Annotated in this window: 19 protein-coding genes and 1 pseudogene; 15 read left to right on the forward strand and 5 right to left on the reverse strand. The window is 39.7% G+C overall.

The window, feature by feature from the left end:
* The 3 genes and pseudogenes from U3A58_RS11970 to U3A58_RS11980 all read right to left on the reverse strand — a co-directional run bounded on the left by U3A58_RS11970 (position 1) and on the right by U3A58_RS11980 (position 5610).
* Positions 1 to 1251 (reverse strand): TolC family protein, encoded by a 1251-nt coding sequence (locus U3A58_RS11970; protein ID WP_323823660.1) that lies wholly within the window; start codon positions 1249 to 1251, stop codon positions 1 to 3.
* Positions 1248 to 5071, reverse strand: a pseudogene (locus U3A58_RS11975) (efflux RND transporter permease subunit). Before U3A58_RS11975 ends, U3A58_RS11970 begins: the two are co-directional and overlap by 4 nt.
* Positions 5072 to 5178: 107 nt before the next feature.
* Positions 5179 to 5610 (reverse strand): HYC_CC_PP family protein, encoded by a 432-nt coding sequence (locus U3A58_RS11980; RefSeq protein ID WP_416377301.1) that lies wholly within the window; start codon positions 5608 to 5610, stop codon positions 5179 to 5181.
* Positions 5611 to 5710: 100 nt separating this feature from the next.
* Between U3A58_RS11980 and U3A58_RS11985 the strand changes: the two genes are divergently transcribed.
* From U3A58_RS11985 to U3A58_RS12040, 12 genes are all read left to right on the forward strand, one after another.
* Positions 5711 to 5974, forward strand: coding sequence for a hypothetical protein (locus U3A58_RS11985; RefSeq protein WP_323823662.1), 264 nt, complete (start codon positions 5711 to 5713; stop codon positions 5972 to 5974).
* A gap of 310 nt (positions 5975 to 6284) precedes the next feature.
* On the forward strand, positions 6285 to 7940 hold the full coding sequence (locus U3A58_RS11990) for a hypothetical protein (RefSeq protein WP_323823663.1): 1656 nt from the start codon (positions 6285 to 6287) through the stop codon (positions 7938 to 7940).
* Between the two features lie 12 nt (positions 7941 to 7952).
* Positions 7953 to 8408, forward strand: a complete 456-nt coding sequence (locus U3A58_RS11995) for a hypothetical protein (RefSeq protein WP_323823664.1) — start codon at positions 7953 to 7955, stop codon at positions 8406 to 8408.
* Positions 8409 to 8697: 289 nt separating this feature from the next.
* Positions 8698 to 9954, forward strand: a complete 1257-nt coding sequence (locus U3A58_RS12000; RefSeq protein WP_323823665.1) for a hypothetical protein — start codon at positions 8698 to 8700, stop codon at positions 9952 to 9954.
* Positions 9955 to 9959: 5 nt separating this feature from the next.
* Positions 9960 to 10535: a hypothetical protein gene (locus U3A58_RS12005; protein WP_323823666.1), complete on the forward strand. Its 576-nt coding sequence runs from the start codon at positions 9960 to 9962 to the stop codon at positions 10533 to 10535.
* A gap of 98 nt (positions 10536 to 10633) precedes the next feature.
* Entirely contained in the window at positions 10634 to 11185 is a 552-nt protein-coding gene (locus U3A58_RS12010) for a peptidase associated/transthyretin-like domain-containing protein (RefSeq protein WP_323823667.1), read from the forward strand.
* Positions 11186 to 11241: 56 nt separating this feature from the next.
* Entirely contained in the window at positions 11242 to 11727 is a 486-nt protein-coding gene (locus tag U3A58_RS12015; protein WP_323823668.1) for a hypothetical protein, read from the forward strand.
* Positions 11728 to 12140: 413 nt separating this feature from the next.
* Positions 12141 to 12791: a hypothetical protein gene (locus tag U3A58_RS12020; protein ID WP_323823669.1), complete on the forward strand. Its 651-nt coding sequence runs from the start codon at positions 12141 to 12143 to the stop codon at positions 12789 to 12791.
* A 111-nt stretch (positions 12792 to 12902) separates the two neighbouring features.
* The gene (locus tag U3A58_RS12025) at positions 12903 to 13283 is read left to right on the forward strand and encodes a peptidase associated/transthyretin-like domain-containing protein (RefSeq protein ID WP_323823670.1); all 381 of its coding nucleotides are present in this window, start codon (positions 12903 to 12905) and stop codon (positions 13281 to 13283) included.
* Between the two features lie 306 nt (positions 13284 to 13589).
* Complete coding sequence (locus U3A58_RS12030) at positions 13590 to 14144, forward strand: hypothetical protein (protein ID WP_323823671.1); 555 nt, start codon at positions 13590 to 13592, stop codon at positions 14142 to 14144.
* A gap of 25 nt (positions 14145 to 14169) precedes the next feature.
* Positions 14170 to 15132, forward strand: a complete 963-nt coding sequence (locus U3A58_RS12035) for a glycoside hydrolase family 19 protein (RefSeq protein ID WP_323823672.1) — start codon at positions 14170 to 14172, stop codon at positions 15130 to 15132.
* 12 nt (positions 15133 to 15144) lie between these two features.
* Positions 15145 to 15516, forward strand: coding sequence for a DUF2147 domain-containing protein (locus U3A58_RS12040; RefSeq protein WP_323823673.1), 372 nt, complete (start codon positions 15145 to 15147; stop codon positions 15514 to 15516).
* 96 nt (positions 15517 to 15612) lie between these two features.
* Here the strand turns inward: U3A58_RS12040 and U3A58_RS12045 are convergent, their stop codons facing one another.
* Positions 15613 to 16338 (reverse strand): energy transducer TonB, encoded by a 726-nt coding sequence (locus U3A58_RS12045; protein WP_323823674.1) that lies wholly within the window; start codon positions 16336 to 16338, stop codon positions 15613 to 15615.
* Between the two features lie 199 nt (positions 16339 to 16537).
* On the opposite strand from U3A58_RS12045, the gene pgi reads away from it, so the two are divergent.
* Positions 16538 to 18181 (forward strand): glucose-6-phosphate isomerase, encoded by a 1644-nt coding sequence (gene pgi / locus U3A58_RS12050; RefSeq protein ID WP_323823675.1) that lies wholly within the window; start codon positions 16538 to 16540, stop codon positions 18179 to 18181.
* A gap of 35 nt (positions 18182 to 18216) precedes the next feature.
* Positions 18217 to 18768, forward strand: a complete 552-nt coding sequence (locus U3A58_RS12055; RefSeq protein ID WP_323823676.1) for a DUF2911 domain-containing protein — start codon at positions 18217 to 18219, stop codon at positions 18766 to 18768.
* A gap of 7 nt (positions 18769 to 18775) precedes the next feature.
* On the opposite strand, the gene U3A58_RS12060 is transcribed toward U3A58_RS12055, so the two are convergent.
* Positions 18776 to 20062: a glucuronyl esterase domain-containing protein gene (locus tag U3A58_RS12060; protein WP_323823677.1), complete on the reverse strand. Its 1287-nt coding sequence runs from the start codon at positions 20060 to 20062 to the stop codon at positions 18776 to 18778.
* A 255-nt stretch (positions 20063 to 20317) separates the two neighbouring features.
* Here U3A58_RS12060 and U3A58_RS12065 point away from each other — a divergent pair, with 255 nt between their 5' ends.
* Complete coding sequence (locus U3A58_RS12065; RefSeq protein WP_323823678.1) at positions 20318 to 21493, forward strand: dicarboxylate/amino acid:cation symporter; 1176 nt, start codon at positions 20318 to 20320, stop codon at positions 21491 to 21493.
* The last annotated feature ends 115 nt before the right edge of the window (positions 21494 to 21608 follow it).

Consider the following 21608-nt stretch of genomic DNA (forward strand, 5'->3'; position numbering starts at 1 on the left):
TTACTTCGATTTTGCGGTTATATAATCTAACTCAGCTACTTTGGTGTGGTATTCTGCCAAAGCTGTAGCCTTCATCTTTTCATATTTTAGTAGTTGTTGTTGCATACGAAGAACCTCTTCAAACTCTCTTCCAGAGTTGCCATAGGCGGAAAATAGGAGGTTTAGTACTTGTTGGGATTCCTGTATCTGATGGTCGTAAAGCTGAAGCAGCTTTTGTTGTTGTTGGATTCCAAACCACGCCATTTCATAGCCTGAGATAAGGGTATTGGTATAATCTTCTTTTTGCAGTGCATAGCTTTCCTGCATGAGTTGCGCTTCCTTCACAGCAGCTTTGTACTTTCTCCTGAAAATAGGAATGCTGGCAGAAACCATTGGCATGAAAGCATCTTGACCATTGTCCACAGGGGCAGTCATGCCGGGGCCCAAATCAGTTCGCTTTCCCACTATGATGTAGTCAAATCCTACCCCCAACCTAGGAAGACCCTGTTTTACTGCAACATTCTCTGAGGCCTCACTTGCTTGGATTTTCAAATCCAGTTCATTAAGAATAGGATTTCGGACCAGTAGTGAGTCTTTTCTGAAGTCAGCAGGTAAGGAGTATTCTATAGTCAAGGAATCGCTGAGGGCTACCGCTTCATTCTCATTTCTGTTAAGCAAGGTATTAAAGGTGGTCAGGAGTGGTTTCTCTTTGACCTTTAAAATGCTCAGGTTGGTGGAGGCATCTTTGAGCATAATGTCCACCCGCAAGACATCTACCATAGCACCGGCTCCATTTTTAAACTTAGAATTGGTAATGGTTTTATAAGATTCCAGGATTTCAATGTTCCCCTGTTCAATCGCCTTCCATAGCTTAAGTTCATATAGCGGATAGTAGGCCGCTGCTACCTGGTAATGCAATGTGTTGCGGGCGTCCAAAAACGACTGGTATTTGGCCTCTGCCATTAAGGTGGCTACATCACCTTGAGCCCTGAGTGTACCGAACCAAGGAAACATTTGGGTGAGCGTAAACCGGGCCATTTGAGGTCCTACTCTTGTTTCAGTCATCTGGCCGAAAGCACTCACGGCAAATGTTGGGTCGGGTAGGGTACTCACCTGCGGTATTTTCTGCATAGCTGCCTCAAACTCTTTGTATTTTGCTTGCAATCCCGGATTGTTTTGGGTTGCTATTTTGAGATATGCATCTAGCGTTTGGGCATCGGCTATCCATGGAGAGCCCAAGAAAATGAATAGGATTAAGATATATTTCTTCATGATTGAGCTTTTATAATTTTACGTTCTTCTCTCCAACAGTAAAGCACAGGAACGATAAAGTAAGTGATGGCAGCAAAGATCATCCCACCAAATGCCGGGATTGCCATAGGAATCATAATGTCCGAGCCACGTCCGGTAGAGGTGAGAATTGGCAGCAAGGCAATGATGGTGGTGGCAGAGGTCATCACCGCAGGTTTTATTCTGCGTTGGCCTGCTTCCACGGTGGCAGCCCTGATTCCTTTCAGGTTATCTGTTTTATTTCGCTCAAAACTTTGATCCAAATAGGTGGCCATCAGTACCCCATCGTCCGTAGCAATTCCAAAGAGGGCAATAAACCCAACCCAAACGGCCACACTCAAATTGATGGTATGTATTTGGAACAGATCACGGAAATTGGTGCCGAAGAGGGAGAAGTCAGCAAACCAGTTTTGACCATATAGCCAAAGCATGATAAAGCCCCCACTAAATGCCATGGCGATACCAGTAAATACCATCAATGAAGTTGCTACTGACTTGAATTGAAAGTAAAGAATCAGAAATACGATGCCCAACACCAAAGGAACAATGATGGCAAGGCGTTTTTCGGCCCTTACTTGGTTTTCATAACTACCTGAAAACTTATAGCTCACTCCGGCTGGTACCAGTAATTCCCCTGAATCTATCTTGTCCTGTAAGGTTTGCTGTGCATCATTGACTACAGTGACTTCCGAAAAGCCGTCCCGTTTATCAAACAGCACATAGCCAACAAGGAAAGTTTCCTCACTCTTGATAGCCTGTGGACCCCGCACATATTCAAAATCTATGATTTGAGCTAAGGGAATTTGCGCTCCTGTAGGCGTTGGTATCAGGATTTTGCCAAGGGATTCAGGATCGTCCCTCAATTCCCTAGGGTAGCGTACGCGCACAGGAAATCGTTCACGACCTTCCACCGTGGAGGTGATTTTCATGCCTCCAATAGCGGTTTCTATCGTTTGTTGAACATCTTCTATATTCAAGCCATAACGAGAGATTTCGTCTCTGTCTATATTCAGGTGTATATAGGGTTTGCCCACAATTCTATCGGCAAAAACTGCCTCTGCCTTCACCGATGGCACTTCCTTCAGGATGTTTTCCAGTTTCAGTCCAAAATTTTCGATGGTTTTCAAGTCAGGACCATACACTTTGATACCCATTGGGGCACGCATGCCGGTTTGTAGCATGATCAATCGCGTTTCTATTGGTTGAAGTTTGGGTGCCGAGGTAACGCCCGGTATCTTGGTGACTTTGATGATTTCATCCCAAATATCATCCGGGGATTTGACATGCTCTCTCCAATTACGGAAATACTCACCATCACTATCAGCAATCAGGTCTTCAGCTTCAATTCTTTGCGCGAGTCCTTCTTGATTGGTCAAAGAATCACCTGCAATTGTGATGAATCGGTTATCATCATCCACCTTGAACCGTTGTCTGCGGCCCTTTTTAGTAAGTATGTACTGTGGTTTGTAGTTGATAATATTTTCATACATCGAAATGGGAGCCGGGTCAAGGGCAGATTCCACCCTGCCTAATTTCCCCACAGCAATCTCTACTTCAGGAATATTGGTCAAAAGCATATCCAGTTGCCCCAGCACTTTACGGTTGTAGGCTATACCCGAATGAGGCATGGCAGTAGGCATCAGCAGAAAACTCCCTTCGTTCAGAGAGGGCATAAACTCTTTTCCTACTCCCGGAAAGGAGTTGGCAGCTCCTGCCCAAAGGTTGGTTTCTTTTATATTCCAACCCACCTTCTCAAAACCTGTGGAGACAAATCCAAAAATAGTATTAACACCCAACCAAATATTGGCTCCTAGAAGGATGAGCAGCGTGGGAATCAGGAGAAACTTAATTTTATTGTTTAGGCACCAGGTTAGGATTCTTTTATAGTGATATTCCAAAAGTGTAAATCCACCGAGTATGATACTTACCAGTAAAGCGACAAATATAAAGTTGAGCAAAAGAGATTTGGACGCTCCCAGTGGCAACCAATATTTGGCCAAAAGCCAAGTCACTCCAGAAAGTACTACTATCAATTCTGCATAATTGAACAGAAATAAGACAGGCTTGGAAAAGTTTTCCTTTTTTGAATCAAAATTATTTTTCAGAATACCTATTGCCCCAAAAAGAATCAGCAACACAGCTCCCCACACCTGACCAATAAATAGAGCTAAGATTCCTACTAAAACTAACCCGTAGCTTCCGTACTTTTTGAGGAATTTGTTATTGATTTTGAAACCAAAGAACCAATGTGCCAGCGTAGGCATTATTATTAAACTCACTATCAATGCAGCTAGTAAGGCGAAATTTTGGTAAATGCCAACGGGCCGAAGAGCTTTCCTTCTGCGGCCTGCATGGTAAATACCGGAATAAAGCTGACGATGGTGGTGGAAACTGCAGTAAGAATGGCAGTAGCTACTTCGGAAGCGCCGTTATAAATTGTGTCAATCAGTTTTTGTCCCGGTGGTGCTTCATCGATATGCTTGATGATATTTTCTGATAGAATAACCCCTAAATCCACCATGGTGCCGATAGCAATGGCTATACCTGATAGTGCTACTATATTAGCATCCACACCAAAGTAGCGCATGGCGATAAATACCATGAGTACGGAAATCGGCAGTATGCTGGAAATGAGAAAAGAAGCCCTAAGATTGTACACCATCACAATTACCACCAGAATGGTAATGAGCACTTGAAGTGAAATGGCTTCTTCCAGAGTGCCCAATGTTTCATAAATCAATTCTGAGCGGTCGTAGAAAGGAATAATAGTCAATTGACTTTCCGTGCCATCTGCCAGAGTTTTCTTAGGTAGCCCGGGGGCTATTTCTTTGATTTTATCCTTTACGTTATTTATCACCTGCAAAGGATTTGCGCCATAACGAGCTACAACCACCCCACCAACCACTTCAGCCCCGCCTTTGTCTAATAAGCCCCTACGAGTAGCCGGTCCAAGTGATACGACACCAATATCTTTAATTCTTACCGGGACATTATCCTGCACGGCTACAACTGCTTTTTCTATGTCTTCTACTTTTTTGACGTACCCTAAACCACGCACCAGGTACTCCGCCTGATTGATTTCTATGGTTTTGGCACCTACGTCTTTATTGGATTTTTGAACCGCCTGCATCACTTGGTGCAAGGGGATATTAAAGGCTTTGAGTGCATCTGGATTGACATCAATCTGGTATTCTTGCACGAAACCACCAATGGATGCTACTTCCGAAACGCCCTCTGTGGCGTTCAGACCATATTTCACATAGAAATCCTGTACAGTACGGATTTCGTGCAAATCCCAGCCACCAGTAGGATTTCCTTGTTTGTCCCGGCCTTCAATGGTGTACCAATATACCTGGCCTAATGCAGTGGCATCCGGGCCAAGCGCAGGTTGCACTGCTTCGGGCAGCAGATCTCTAGGCAGTGCATTGAGTTTTTCGATGATGCGGGATCGGGACCAATAAAACTCAACATCTTCACTGAAAATGATGAAGATACTGGAGAAGCCAAATATGGACGAACTCCGTATAGATTTCACACCCGGTATCCCCAATAAATAAGTGGTTAAGGGATAGGAGATTTGATCTTCAATATCCTGGGGTGAGCGCCCCCTCCACTCGGTAAAGACGATTTGCTGATTTTCACCGATATCCGGAATGGCGTCCACAGGCACAGGATCGGAGGGCAAAGCACCTACTTGCCAACCGAAAGGCGCGGTAACAATACCCCAGGCAATTAAAGCGATGAGTATGAGAACTGTGACTAAACGGTTCTCAAGAAAGTATTTGATGATTTTGTTGAGCATTTTTCATTCAATTTGCTTTTAAACTGGATTGAGACAAGCGCAGGAGACAGCATGCGCAGGTAGCGTAGCAAAACACTACGCTGCAGTCAAAAATCTGAATGAAATGCTTAAATGATGAGGGATTGAACGAGCACAACTATGTCACGATCAATCAGAGGGGGGGAATAATCCCTAAAAGTATTGTAGTCCGCTTCAGGGGCAATGAACATGAACGAAACCACGGCATATAAAAAAGCAGTCATATGAAAGTCTGGAGCAGAAACTGGGGTAATAATGCTCAACTCCTTACTTCCCTCTGTTACTATAGAATGATCTTCACAGCAACTTTTTTCAGCTAGCTCGTGGTCGCAGTCGGGATCGTGCTTTTCAGATGCATTCTGTGATTTCATTAGATGCATATCACACGGCTTAGCTTCTGAAAAAAGTGCAATACTCTCCAATTGCCCCATGCAAAAATGCATGCCAAAGGTTAAGCTCGTAGAACTGAGCAGCACCAGGATGGATAATAAAATGGTCGATATTTTTCTGTGACGTTGCACTTATTCTTACAGATACAATTCAAAGGTACGATATTTTTCCTGTAGGGTTTGTTTCTTTCTCTATTGAAATATAGTTTCCTTCGAGGGATAGATGTGCTTATTGCCAAGTAGTGGATATTCAAATCCTATAAGATCTGCGAAAACCATCAACGATATCAAGAAGAAACATCGTCATACGAAAAGAAAGCTTGAAGTAAATAACTACACTGTATGGAGCAAAGATTTTTTGGGCGAATTCAGTCGATATCTTGGGATGGTAGGATATATTCCGAGAATTGTTGACAATATCCGCAGCCCTGAAATGCCATTGGATGTGGAATTACAAATTGACACCGCTGAGCACGTGGATTTTATTCCTGAATAATAGTCTGAATAGATGGAGTGCTTATCTTGATTATAAATCAAAACCCGTCAGAAATGACGGGATTTGTTGTTTTATTAGCCAAAATTTATGAGGAAAGATGTAGGTTATACCCTGTTAACAGAATGATAAATTTTCAGAAAAATTTTAAACTCCTGTTGCTTTTATAGTCAAGGAGCTTTATACTTAAGAAGTTTTTAGACACTTAACTAGTATTCTTTTATGAAATCTATTATGAAACAACCTTCCCCCCCCCCTCAAGTACAAATTTTTAAGTAGATCTGGGGTTTGGTCATTTCTACTTCTAGCCACGATGCTAATTATTACCTCTTGTGTAAGTGAGGAAGAACCTGTTGAGGTACCGGTTTCCGATATTCAGCAAGCAGTGGAAGATGCGAAGGCCTGGTTTGGGCCCCAAGAAGAGTTTGGGGTTCCTGTATCAGCAGGAGCGAATGCACGAGTAAGGAATCAGATCAAGAAAATCCATTGGAACAAGGCTATGGTACATGAAGAAGGAAGAGTGATCGAAGTGGAAATCACTTACAATGTTTTCTCAGTACCCATCCGCTCGGCAAAAACGATCAATGACATCAAAAGGAAACAGAAGGATGCATTTTTCAGATTGATTTTTGAGAAAAAAGAAGATAGGGGATTTAATATATTTATACTTAAGTATTTCCCTGAAGGAACTGCAGAAAACCAAAAGAAGCTTGACGTCAACAACTATACGGTGTGGAGCAAAGATTTTTCGGGTGACATTCAAATGGTCTCCTGGGATGAGGAATTGAGCACAGGATGGTTTGTGCAAAATGGGGAGAAGGTATATACCTACTTTCTAAAAAGTGATGCAGGTAAGAAAATAAGATCAAATACCAATGCGTCGCTTGATTGTACGCCAATATTAGAAGAAGTATGTATAACATGGGGTGATGATGAAGAAATGGATTGCAGTAGCGGTATATGTGAACTTCCAGAAGTTGGAATCGAGTGTTTTGATATAATAGCCTATGAGGATCCCGCATGCTCAGACCAATACAATCCGGGATCAGGACCGGGGACTTATACGGGACCAGGAGGATCAGGAGGTGGTTCAGGTACTGGCTCTGGAGGAGGAGGACCGACTATACAGCCACTGTTAGAAGATTTGTTATACGACAAACCTTTCGCATTGTTGGATAGTGATATTCCTTGTTCTCTGATAATGCAGTGGCTAGAGATAGCGAAATTCACCCCAGGTCAAGGTATAATTGACAAGCTCAATACTTATACTGCTTCCTATCCAGATCATGGGGATTATACGGTGTCTGATGTAGCTAATATTCAACAGATAGACAATGCCCTTAGCAAGGCTGTGAACATGGATTATTTTGCAGTTACTGTCTCTACACTTCCAGTTGTAAATGGATCTACCTTAGAGCCACAGCAGTTTCTGAATTACATCCGAACCAATATTAATTCGTTCACTGACCAAAGTTTGTCTACTTTTTCACCATTGCAGTGGGGAAGCATAAATGATACTAACTTAAGGAATTCGGGAAATCCTTATGGAGCAGTAATTAACATTGATATTCAAGGGCCTGAGAATGGGTCGGTTGTAACTTCCTTATCATCTCCGACTAGATGGATTTTCACTACGATTAGAGATCCAAAGTATGGGCATCATCCTGTAAGTGGCAATAGGGAGTTTGGGTACTCTGTTAATTCGAATGGATCTTACACTTTTTATACAAAAGGGGTGGATCGGCTGACAGGAGGGTTAGAAACATTTGCTCAAGCTGCTGCTGGAATACCTTTTACTAGTGCAGATAATCTATGGAAGTCCTTTCAAAATAAGTTAAGAGACTTTGTTAATCAAAATGGAGGATCAGCTTCAAAAATTGACCCTGTAATTCTAAGACCAGATTGGCCTGACGTATTAGATGTGATTGATGGGATTAAACCACCGAGCACGCTAAGTAAAGATTGTTAAGATATCACTAATATGAAACGAAGAATTGTAGTCAATTTTATCTTGGCATTTGTGTTATTACCAATTTTAAAAAATTCCCCAATGTTTTTTGACGTAGTGGTATTGGGTAATGAGATGCCATATCATTTGGCAATGGGCTATTGGAGGTACATGGAGATGTTTAGGTGGGAAAATTTCTTGATTTTGCCTTTGGTCTATCTAATATTAGTCTTGGTTCCCTATAACTTGGCTCTTCTTACAAATGCAATCCATCCTAAGTTTATTTATAAAAATATTTATGTTAAAATACTTATAATGACTGTTAGCCATTTGCTAGGTATTTGTATAGTGGGGTCATTTGCAAATATTTGGGCGTATCCTTTGTGGAAGAATGTGATCTATATAGGAATTGCTTTGCTTTACAGTGTTATTATGGCTCCGATTATTCATTTTGCTGTTGATAGAAGAGAAACCAGAGGCTTTCAGTGAAAATTTGTAAGATTGAAATAACAAAACCCGTCAGAAATGGCGGGTTTTGTTGTTTTACTAGTCAAAATTTATGAGGGAAGATGTGGGTTATCGCCTGTTAACAGAATGATAAATTTTCAGAAAATTTCTAAACTACTATTGCTTTTATAGTCACGAAGGTTTATACTTAAGAAGTTTTTAGACACTTAACTATTATTCTTTTATGAAATCTATTATGAAACACACTTACCCCCCCCTCAAGTACAAATTTTTAAGTAGATCTGGGTTTTGGTCATTTCTACTTCTAGCTATGATGCTCGGTATGGCCTCCTGTGTAAGTGAGGAAAAACCTGTTGAGATCCCAATCTCTGATGCTAAGCAAGCAGTAGAAGATGCGAAGGCCTGGTTTGGGCCGAAGGAAGAGTTTGGGGTTCCTGTATCAGCAGGAGCGAATGCACGAGTAAGGAATCAGATCAAGAAAATCCATTGGAACAAGGTGATTACCCATGATAATGGAAATGTGATCGAAGTGGCAGTAAAGTATTCTGCCCATGCAGTACCTATGAGAGATGATACTACAAGAGTAGCAATAAAGGAAAAGCAAAAGAGTTCTTTCTATCGGCTACTTATCCGTAAAGACAGTATGGGGAACTATTCAAAATCTCTGCTTAAGTTTTTTCCAGAGACGAGTATTGAAGGCCAAAGCCAGCTGGAAGTGAATAATTTCATGAGTTTAAGCAGCCAGTTTTCTGGTGATATCCAATTGACAGATTGGGATGAAAATCTGGAGACTGGTTGGCTCATTGCCAATGGAAATGTTGTTGAGCAATATTATGAGAAGAAGCACGGGATTAAAGAAAAGTCATACGCCAATGCTGTAGTAGAGTGTAGAAATGTAGAAAAAGAAGTATGTACTTATTATTATGAAGACAACCCCCTCTATGAAGAAGGGATCGGATGGGAGGAGCAAAATGTAGTTGAATGCTATTTCTATATAGTTCCAGAATGTTCAGAAATTGATGAAGAAGGTCCAGGATGGGCAGGTGGAACCCCAACAGGTCCAGGAGGAGGGGGAGGATCAGGAAGCGGTTCGGGTACTGGGTCTGGTGGAGGCACTGGCGGGCCGACGTTGCTGCCAGAGGATGAGATAGGTATTGATTGTGATAGCTATAACTTTAAGGATATTGGGTCTAATTGGCAGGAGGCAGGAGTTATTAATATTCGTTTTGATGTTAGGATTGTAGGCGGAGGGGTAAGAACTATGACTATAAATAGAGCTTTATATTTTGGTATGCCTGAGGAATTAATTTCTGGTGAAATTTTCTCTAAATTGGATGCAGCTAATTTTGCGACATCGGCAGTCCAAAGAGCAAGTGATTTGGCACATCATCTATATCTTTTTGATGCATCAACTTCTGAGACTACAGTAATTGCTGCATTCATGACTCTGTTAAAATCGCAAATGTCTCTTTATGGTGGAAGAGCCGATTATTATGGTTCAGGGTCTATCAATATTTCACCGATAGTTGCAAATTACGTGTTTATTGGTAATGGGATTTGTTTTTGAAAAGTATGAATTTTGAATTCCAGAAGTTGGTATATAAACATTACTCAAGTGTTCTCTCTGAGAATTCAGAAATCTCAGGAGAATTTGAAAAGTCACCAGAATTTTCAGTTTTATGGAGTAAACTATATGAGCAGGATCATTCCAAACTGATTAAGTCATTAAGGGAGGTTAAAAAATTCCTTGGTACTTCTAATGTCAAAGATTGTGATCGGATATCAATAATTGATAAAAGATGTGTTGGTTTAAAGTGTCTTTTAAATCGAAGTTTTTCGGGGGCAAATACTATTGATAAGTTTCTTGTAGTTTCATTAAGTTTAATCGCTCCAATATTTTTTTTTGAAATATTGAAGATTAATCATCATGAAGGAATTTTCATAAATGACCCTAAGATTATGGATGGAGATTTTTCTGAAGACCTGTTAACTCTATCTGAAAAACTTAAGATGTTGGGTTTCGATAGATTAGAAAAAGATGAGTGTCAAAAAAAGATTGAGCAAATAACATTTCCAAATATTCCTAAGGGGGAATTTACCTATTTCAATGCCTATTTTGCTAATACTTTATCTGATTTGTTTTATTAATGTTTTAGAAGTTAAAAGTACAAAACCGCAAAAAGGGAATGATTCAGGTTGTTAGGTTGGTATGTATTCTTCTCTGTCTAAATGTTTGTTTCTCGAGTATGAGTTTTGCTCAGGACAGTCTAACGGGCGTTTACTCCTGGATTCCCCAAGGTGTGGATCGTGGCAACCTGCAAATAGAACTTATGCAGGATCATCATTTTGATTATGCGCAATATGGAGGACATGGCGAAAAGACCATCAGTAAAGGATACTATTTTGTGAAGCAGGATACCTTGCTTTTATTTCATGAGGGCATTACGCACCCACATCCATCTTATTTTGAAGTCATTTCCAAAACGGATACAATTAGACGTGATTTCGGACTTGACTCTAGCTTTGGAGAAAATAGAGCTTCATTGAAGCTAAAAGTGGTAGATTATTCAGGTGAGACTATCCCACATACTAATGTGTCAATAATCAAAGGAAAATCAACGCTGAGCGGAGAAGTTACCGACGAAAATGGGGAAGCTAGAATTTATACTACTGGGAGGGAGGCTGAAAAAGTAGTTATTTCCTTTCTCGGATATAGAAATTTATATATTGATCTTGATGATTTCTGGGGATATATCACAGAGCTTAAAGTTGTGCTTTCCGATAAGTTTTCAAAATGAACTTAGGAGTTATCTGATTACAAGCGGTAACAATAGTGAATTTAAAATAATATTAAATGGTTCGACAGTATTTGGAGGCTGCTAATATGGTAACGAAATTCAATGAAACGTTAATTCTCTTTGGTTTTATAGCTTTGATTTCAAGTTGTGCTAACTTTAATGTCAAAGAAATATTAATTGATTTTGATTCAGATAATTCGGGAACAGTTGAGATAGATTTTTCTCAATATACTAATGGTATTAATTGGGACACACTCTATATTGTTAGACCTTATTCAAATGTCAAAGAATTCCAATTTTCAAATTGGAATTTGAATCAATTACATATGCTAGCGCAATCAGACAGTGAAATACTGGTATTATATTCTTTTAAAAAAAGAGTGGTGGGGTATTCCCTTATTCCAAGACGTTTTGATCTGCTTCAATTGTGGGAAGAAACCAAATGCCAAGATGATCCTTATATAAAGTTTGATTTAAAGAGGAGTAAATTTTTGTTTGTCAAAGACGGTGATGTATATAAGTTGGTAGACAGTGGAACCTAACTGAAGAAGAATAGAAGACTATATACAATCACCTTAATAATGCCTTATCTGGGTGAAGAATATACAGTTGGCAAGGCGTAGCTTTTAACTACGCCTTTCTATCATGTATAAGTTGTAATTCATGAAGAATAAAACGTCAAAATAAAGTGTTATTTCAATTTGAAAAGGATAGTTGGTAGATATTACCTAGCCCCAGTCATCAAGTTGTTTTTGACTACGCCTAGTTGAGTTTGGAGACTGCCTAGAGAGTGGAGACCAGAGCAGTGAAATCGCTACTGTTGGGTCTTCCTGTTTTAGTTTTAGCTTTTAAATAAAGAAAACCCATCAGAAATGGCAGATCATCTTTTGAGATATATTTGCCTTTAGGATTAAGGGATTGGTTTGAGTCCAACTTCTATTAAAATCTTATTAGTATGAAAATTTTCAGATTTATTGTGATTATATCTCTAATCGGTTGTTCAAATCAGGATAAAGATGTAGAAGAAATATTAATTGATGATGAAATTGGCACCGAGATTAACTCAGAAATGATGGATTTTTCGGATAGATATAAATCGAAAGGTAGCGATTTGCCGATTTGGGAAAATAGCAGCGATTTGCAGATCGAGGATTATATCGAAATTGTTGATATTAAAGAGTTTACCATTGCAGGGAAGAAATTTACCATCCTAAATAGTGAAAATATTGCAAACAATTTAAATCTTGTAACTAACGATAAATTGACATCTGATTATATTAAAGTTTTGAATTCTAAGGACGACAAGATTATTGCGATTGTCCAACAAATGAAAATAACCTCAGTAAATTTCAGAAAAGAAGCAGATTTACAATTAAGTGGAAACAATATATTTGATCTTTCTTTTGAAGCATATAAAGATAAGTTTCCTGGTTCATATAGTGTTAGAAATCTCAAACCTAACATATCTGATGTTTCTTATTATTATAATATAGATTCAGTTGAGACTTTAGATTTTACTCAACTAAATTCACAAGAATGCAAATTGAATTTCACTTGGGTTAATGGTTATTTGAAAGAAGTAGAGTATTCGATAATTGAAAAGTAGAAATTAATATTTAAAAAGTTTATTTTGTAAACTAACCCGTCAGAAATGGCGGGTTTTGTTGGTTATAATGAAAAACTATGATATGTCTAGTTGGTAAATTACAGCAATTGAATGAATAATATTGGGCAGGTTTTTAGAATAGTACTTTTACTTAATATAGCCACCTCCTGTACCTCTAATTCTGATGGAGATCATCATGTTTCAGGGAAGATTGTAGATTCTAAAACCAAGGAGCCAATAGGTCGGGTTTCAGTTCTACTGCAGCATAAAGACTCTTTAAATATTTCAGGTCATTTTATAGAAGGTGCTATCGCAAATAGCGAAGGTGTTTATTCTCTTGCTTATGAGGGAAATTTGGAGGATTGCGTGCTTTACTTTGGGATGGTAGGGTACAATCCAAAAGTTGTTGAAAATCTCTCAGTTTCAAAAATGCCATTAGATGTAGAATTACAAATTAATACCGCTGAGCACGTGGATTTTATTCCGGAATAATAGTCTGAATAGATGGAGTGCTTATCTTGATAATAAATCAAAACCCGTCAAAAATGACGGGTTTTGGTGTTTTACTAGGCAAGATTCATGGCAAAAAGATGTGGGTTATACCATGTTAACAGAATGATAAATTTTCAGAAAAATTTTAAACTACTGTTGCTTTTATAGTCAAGAAAGCTTAAACTCATTAAATTTTTAAACACTTAACTAGTATTCTTTTATGAAATCTTTTATGAAACACATTCCCCCCCCCTCAAGTACAAATTTTTAAGTAGATCTGGATTTTGGTCATTTCTACTTCTAGCTATGATGCTCGGTATGGCCTCCTGCGTGAGCGAGGAAGAACCTGTTGAGATACCTGTTTCTGATGTCCAGCAGGCAGTCGAAGATGCGAAGGCCTGGTTTGGACCGCAGGAAGAGTTTGAGGTACCTCTCCAATCAGGAGTGAATGCGAGAGTGAGGAATCAGATCAAGAAAATCCATTGGAACAAAGCTATGGTACATGAAGAAGGAAGAGTGATCGAAGTGGAGATCACTTACAATGTTTTCTCAGTACCCATCCGCTCGGCCAAAACGATCAATGACATCAAAAGAAAACAGAAGGATGCATTTTTCAGGTTGATTTTTGAGAAAAAAGAAGATGGGGGATTTGATATATTTATACTAAAGTATTTCCCTGAAGGAACTGTGGCAAACCAAAAGAAGCTTGAAACCAATAACTACACCGTATGGAGCAAAGATTTTTCGGGAGATATTCAGATGGTATCATGGGATGAGGAGTTGAGCACAGGATGGTTTGTGCAAAATGGGGAGAAGGTATATACCTACTTTCTAAAAAAAGAAAAGCAGATCGAATGCTAATGCTGCACTTAACTGCACGCCTATCATGGAAGAAGTTTGCTTTAGCTATGGAGATGATGAAGGAGAGATTACTTGTGGAGGTGGATATTGTGATATTCCGGAATTTGGAATAGAGTGTTTTGATATCATAGCCTACGAGGATCCAGCATGCTCAGACCAATACAATCCAGGATCAGGACCGGGGACTTATACGGGACCGACCGGCCCTACACCTGGAGGAGGATCGGGTAGTGGAAGTGGAGGAGGAGGACCGACTTTACTTCCAGATGATTGTAACACCTCAAAAGAAAACTTAAAAAGCGTTTTTCCAAATAGCGAAGATAATACTCTACAATCAATTGCAGATCATATTAACACTCATGGTGAAACGTTTGGGATAGATACTCCGGAAAAATTGCAACATTTTCTGGCGCAAGCAGGGCATGAAAGTACAAATTATGCTGGTAAGGAATTTGGTGCTTTTGAGGAGAATTTGAATTATAGATGGGCTGAACTTGGAAAAGAAGGGAATTGGGAAAACTATTTTAATCCAATTACCACCCCAAACGCGGATTCTTCAAAAGCCAATCCTAATGATTATAAGAAATCGGAAAGTAGTATTTATGTAAATGTAGAAAAACTAGCAAACCTAGTTTATCAGCGAGATTATTTAGGAAATACTTCATCTGGAGATGGTTATAAATATAGAGGGAGAGGGATTTTTCAGTTAACTGGAAAAGCAAATTATCAAAGCTTTACCCAGTTTTATCAAAACGCTTACAATTCTAAGTTAGATTTTGTAGCTAACCCTGATCTAATATCAAGCAATTTGGAACTTGGCGTAATTAGTGCATTATGGTTTTTTAACAATAATGTTCAGCACAAATTGACAATAAATTCAACTACAACTGTAAAAGATGTCACGAGGTTAGTTAATGGAGGTAAAAATGGATTAACTCACAGGCAGTCAATTTTCAACAAAACAATATCATTTATCATCTGTATTTAACCAATTTATTATATGAAAACTTTAATAATATTAGCTGTAACTTTAGGAATGTGTTTTATAATAAACATTAATAATCAAACTTCCATCATAGGTACTTGGGTTTCAACAGATGATACAAGTTGGAAAAGAATTTTTAAGACTGATGGAAAATGTTATGAATACTACGGTGGTCAATTGCAGGACACTTATGTTTATTCTATAAAAACAGGTGGGGTATTGTGTTCAAAATCGATAATACAAAAGCCAAATATTTCTTATCTGGAATTGATTAATGTTTCGAATAGTCAAGACAAATATTGTTATGAAATTGCCTCTTTGAGTCAAAATTATCTCCAGCTCATTTACTTCCAAAACGGAAAAAGCCAGCGATTCAAGAGGCAATAGAGGGGAAAAGATCTAGAAGATTTGTTGCCATACAAATGCAAATCCTCTCCCTTATAAAATGAATACAACCCTCCATTTTGGAGGGTTGTTGTTTTTTCAATCCATTTTAAATCGTAGAGGAATATATAGCCAAGCATCTACTGTGTTTCCATCAATGTTGGTAGCTGGAGTGATTTCACCATCATACATAGTAGCTACGCGAAGTGCTTCAAAGGCTAATTTTTCACTTACATTTTCGGGATTGACTACTTTAAATTCGCCATGCTCTCCAAATTCATTTACATATATCGCAAGAATGGCGGTTCCTTCTTCTCTATCCCTTCGGGAAGATGCAGGGTATTTCAAGTTTTGAATCATCATATTAGTCCAAAGATCCTGATCTAGTTTAGGGGTTGGCTCAAATACATTTTCATCTGCAGTCATTACTTCATCACTACCTGCCTTTCGGATTTCAAATTTCTTTTCCCCTTGAAAAAGTACTTCGCCTATTTGTTCGCCCTTGTCAAAGTATACAGCTTGGTAGAACCCATTGATACTATTCTTGATTTTCTTGGAAACCAATTTGCCGTCCGAGTCATAGGTCTCTGTGTTTTCTTCCGGAAAATTCCCTTCCTGATTATAACCATATCGTGTGACTTTTACGATTTGGTTTTTCAGATTGAAAATCCGCTCTATGGAAGTGCTGTCGGTAAGATCGACGATGATGGCTTTGTAAAAATAATTGATGCTATCATTTTCATTGATGGGATAGAAATGCTCATTCAATCTGACGATTTCCTTATCCTGAGCTATGGAGTGTGTGGAAGTAAGTCCAAGAATCATTGTTATGAGGAGAGAAAATCGGAAGCTACTTCTAAACGCCATATTTGGTTGACTAATAGTGAAGTTTAATTATACAAATACAATTGAAAAAATGCAATTCTTCTTTGGCAAATAGGTATAGTTCTACTTTAAGTCAAAAGCCTTTTATCCATCAAGATAAACCTTATTTTTGTAACTCATTCCTATTAAATAAGAACCAATGAACGCAATTAATCCAACCACCACACCTGCCTGGGCAAGATTACTGAAACTTGCCGAAGATCATAAAGACATGACCATACTTTCTCAATTCGATGAGCGGGAGCGCTTTGATAGATTGAGCATTTCGATGGAAGATATCTTGGTGGATTTTTCTAAAAATAGGTTGAATCCGGGTATTCTGGATGCGCTTTTTGATCTGGCTAGGGAGTGTAAACTCCATGTGGCGATTGAAGATATGTTCTCAGGAAAGCCTATTAATGTGACGGAAGGAAGAGCTGTATTGCATACTGCGCTTAGAAATCCAGCTGATGAGGCTGTGTATCTTGACGGTCATAATCTCATGGAAGATATCTCTGCAGTGTTGAAGAAGATGAAGTCCTTTGCAGACAAAATCCAAAATAGACAGTGGCTTGGCTACACTGGCAAGCCTATCAAATCGCTGGTAAATATCGGTATCGGGGGTTCTGATCTAGGCCCGGTAATGGTGACTGAGGCATTGAGGCCATATAAAAATCCTGATATCGAGTGCTATTTTGTTTCTAATGTGGATGGAACGCATATAGCAGAGACGCTGAAAAAGGTAGATCCTGAGACAACCCTTTTCTTTATAGCTTCCAAGACGTTCACTACACAAGAAACTATGACGAATGCGCATACTGCACGTGATTGGTTTCTGGAGCATGCTAAGATAGATTCGGCGGTGGCCAAGCATTTCGTGGCGCTTTCTACCAATGCCAAGTCCGTGTCTGAATTCGGAATTGACACTAATAATATGTTTGAGTTCTGGGATTGGGTAGGGGGAAGATATTCTCTTTGGTCTGCGATTGGTTTACCTATTGCCTGTACCATCGGTTTTGACAATTTTGAGAAACTGCTTGCCGGTGCCCATGCAATGGACAATCATTTCCGTCATTCTCAGTTTGACCGAAATATCCCGGTTGTCCTGGCGATGATTGGCATCTGGAACACCAATTTCCTTGGTGCGAGTTCCGAAGCTATTTTGCCTTACGATCAGTATATGCATCGATTTGCAGCCTATTTCCAGCAGGGAAATATGGAGAGCAATGGTAAATACGTAAGCCGCTCAGGAGAAAAAGTGAATTATACCACTGGCCCGATTATCTGGGGAGAGCCTGGAACCAATGGTCAGCATGCTTTTTATCAATTGATCCATCAAGGAACGCATTTGATTCCTTGTGATTTTATCGCTCCGGCGGTGTCTCATAATCCTATTGGCGATCATCATCAGAAGTTGCTGTCCAACTTCTTTGCTCAGACAGAAGCCTTAATGAAAGGGAAGTCTCTGAAAGAAGTGAAAGCAGAAATGAAAGCAGCTGGTAAGTCTGATGAGCAGATAGATGAAATTGCTCCGCATCGAGTTTTCGAAGGTAATCGACCTACGAATTCAATTTTGGTAAAAGAAATTAATCCTTACACTCTTGGTGCATTGATCGCAATGTATGAGCACAAGATTTTCGTGCAGGGAGTAGTTTGGGATATTTTCAGCTTTGATCAGTGGGGCGTAGAGCTTGGCAAAGTTTTGGCAAGTGGTATTCTTCCTGAACTAAATGGGGATGAAGAAATCACCGCTCACGATGGATCTACCAATGGCCTGATCAATGCCTATAAGAAAATGAGGTAAGTAAATCATAAAACATCTAAAACTAATTTATCCCCATGAAACACTTTATTCTACTTTTGATTTTGAGTTGTTTTTCTTCATCTGTTTATTCCCAAGAGTTTCGGTCTGTTGATAAAAGTCCAATGGACGTAGCGTATCTGCCGGATAATTTTGCCCATGACCGAAAAGCAGGTGAGGAAGCAATTGTAAAAGTGTATTACAGTAGGCCGAATAAGTCTGACAGAATTGTCTTTGGAGGGATAGTTCCTTTCGGGAAAGTATGGAGAGTTGGGGCAAATGAAGCTGTGGAATTCAAAGCTTTTAAAGATTTGACTATTGGTGGTGAAACACTTAAGGCTGGAACCTATTCGTTGTTTGCCATCCCGGGAGAAACCGAATGGACTATCATCATCAATTCAGACCAAGATTACTGGGGTGCATATAGTTATGATGAAAGTAAAGATGTAATGCGATTTAAAGTTGATTCGAACTCTATCCCAGAGGTTGTGGAAGCCTTCTCGATTCGCTTTGAAGGTCTGGGAAATAAATCTGCAGTGATGCGAATGGGATGGGATCAGACTAGGGTTGAAATTCCTATTTCTTACTGATTACAAATCATAAAAACGTCTTCATAAACTGGATAAAGACTGCATAGTCAGAGGGGATAGTTCCATGACCTCCGTCATGCATATAGTACCCAAGTTTGTTTTCCAGCAATGAAGTGTCTCCTGCGGCAGGCATTTCATCGTCTTGGGGACCATTTTCGCCAAAGAGTTCGTAAACTTTGGTAGCCTCTTGAGCTGCTATAAACTCCCCTTTTGGATCAGACCAATAATCAGTATTTCCAGTTTGAAGCAGAAGAGGCCTCGGTGCAATCATCGCTACGAGCGTATGTGCATCAAATGGGAAATCATCCACATGGGTAGAATATTCGTGATAATTCGGTGCAAATTGATAGTAATATCGAGAGGTGTCAGACATGTGCTTGATGTTTTCCCCAAAATCTCTTCTGGCAATTGCAGCGCCTCCTTCACCTGAGCAACTTGCGATGATCATTTTAAAACGCGTGTCTCTAATTCCTGTCCAAAGCACTGTTTTTCCCAAGCGGGAAACTCCCATAAGCGCAATGCGATTGGCATCTATCTGATCGTCTTTTTCAAAATAATCCATGGCTCTACTCAATCCCCATGACCAAGCAGAGATTGTTCCCCACTCATTTTCCTTGGGCGTAGTTTCGCCGGGTTTGAGAAATTCCTTCCGTATTCCATGCTCAAAACCTTTTTTGAAATCCGGATCTATATCGCCATAATAAACTGTGGCAAAGCCATATCCAGCGTCTATAAACTGCTCCACATTTGTAGTTCGGAAAACGCTTGCTTGATCTGCGGTAACTTTTTTGCCTTCTCTGTTCCAGATTTCTCCAACCCGCACTCCTTTATCATCGACTGTTTGAGAATTTGCTGTAAAGGAAATGGTGAAGAAAACCGGGGTTTTCTTGGGTGAATTCTTGGGTAAATAAATCAGCAAATCCATAGGATGAGCTTTGCTGTTCTCCGTTAAGTAAATTCGCACTTGCCTTCGGATTGCTTTGCCATTGAAAGCATCACTTTCTTTGTCAAAAACTTCAAATGCAATTGATTTTGGGGCAGGAGGTGTTTTTCCATACTGAAGCTCAGCAATAGACTTCAAAAGTTCCGGTCTTCTGTCTTTCATCCAAGCCACCGAATCCTTTATTTTTCGACCATTTTCCAAAGTGAATAGATCCGGCAAAGAATAGGGAGGGATGGCATCCTCATCATAGTTGACAGGGAAACCCGCAACTAGCCTGGGAGGCTCTTGCGTTTGGGAGAAAGCAAAAAATCTGATTGCGAAAAAAATCAAAAGAGCTAGAGCTATTTTCATAGGGTGCAAGGTTATTTAGGCTATGGCTTGATCGTTGGAGTAAGATGGCGAAAGGAATTGATTCAACTGTCCTGATGTACCGCGTTGTGCTTTAGGATTTATTCATTAAAGTCAAAATCCAAGGCTTGAGGTTATTTGAAAACTGAGTCTTGGAATAAATCTCAATCGGCTCATTTCTAAAAACCTATTCTTATATCTTAGCAAATCAAAAAACTAAAAGGCAATTAGCTTTCCAATAAGAATTCCCAGATATAAATGAAGAGTATATTTTCCAATCTCCTGTTTAAAGTATTTATTGCCATTGTCTTAGGTATTGTTTTCGGTCTTTATTTGCCTGAGTCCATCAACAGGATTTTCGCTACGTTTAATGCGTTTTTTGGGCAATTCCTGAATTTTGCCATCCCACTGATTATACTCGGCTTGATCATGCCAGCCATTTCTGACTTGGGCAAGGGAGCTGGGAGGTTACTGCTGATCACCGCAGCAATCGCCTATGGATCCACGCTCTTTTCTGGGTTTATGAGCTATTTCACCTCTTCTGCTATTTTCCCTTCACTTCTTGCTTCGCATGTCAATGAAGCGGCTGAGATCTCAGAGGCTGGAAAGGATTTAGAGCCTTATTTTAGTATTACCATTCCGGCTGTGATAGATGTGATGTCTGCGCTGGTGCTGGCTTTTGTCATCGGTTTGGGGCTTTCTTATCAGGAGAATTCTATGTTGAAGAAGGTGGTGAAGAATTTTGAGACCATTATCATGCAAGTGATCGAGAATGTGATTGTGCCTTTATTACCAATTTTCATCCTGGGGATTTTCGCAAATATGGCCTTCAGTGGTCAGGTATATTCCATTCTCTCAGTATTCCTAAATATCATTGGAGTCATATTTGCCATGCATATTTTCTTGCTGTTGCTGCAATATGTAATCACCGGAGCGATCGTTAAGAAAAATCCCATCCGCTTATTGGCCACCATGATGCCTGCCTATTTCACGGCACTGGGAACACAATCCTCAGCTGCCACCATTCCAGTGACGCTGGCGCAGGCTGAAAAGAATGGGGTATCCCCTAAAATTGCCGGCTTTGTGATCCCACTTTGTGCTACCATACACTTGTCTGGAAGTATCATGAAAATAACTGCCTGCGCGATGGCTTTGATGATCCTGGAAGGAGTGCCATACGATTTTGGGATGTTTGTCGGGTTTATTTTTATGCTGGGCATTGCGATGGTGGCAGCACCTGGAGTACCTGGGGGGGCGATTATGGCAGCCATTGCAGTATTGCAGTCTATGCTGGGCTTTAGCGAAGAAATGATCGGTTTAATGATCGCTCTCTATATTGCCATGGATAGTTTCGGTACTGCTTGCAATGTTACAGGTGATGGCGCGATAGCCTTGGTAGTGGATAAGATCACACAGGAGGAAAATACCCAATAATTTATTTCGCGTGATTGGCTTTAATTTGCTGATCATGGTTACCAATCTTAGTGCTGTTCATCGTGGAATACAAATCTCATAAGACGTCACATTACAGCTCGTTAAGCTGTTCAAA

It is taken from the genome of Algoriphagus persicinus (assembly GCF_035156415.1).
Lineage (GTDB): Bacteria > Bacteroidota > Bacteroidia > Cytophagales > Cyclobacteriaceae > Algoriphagus > Algoriphagus persicinus.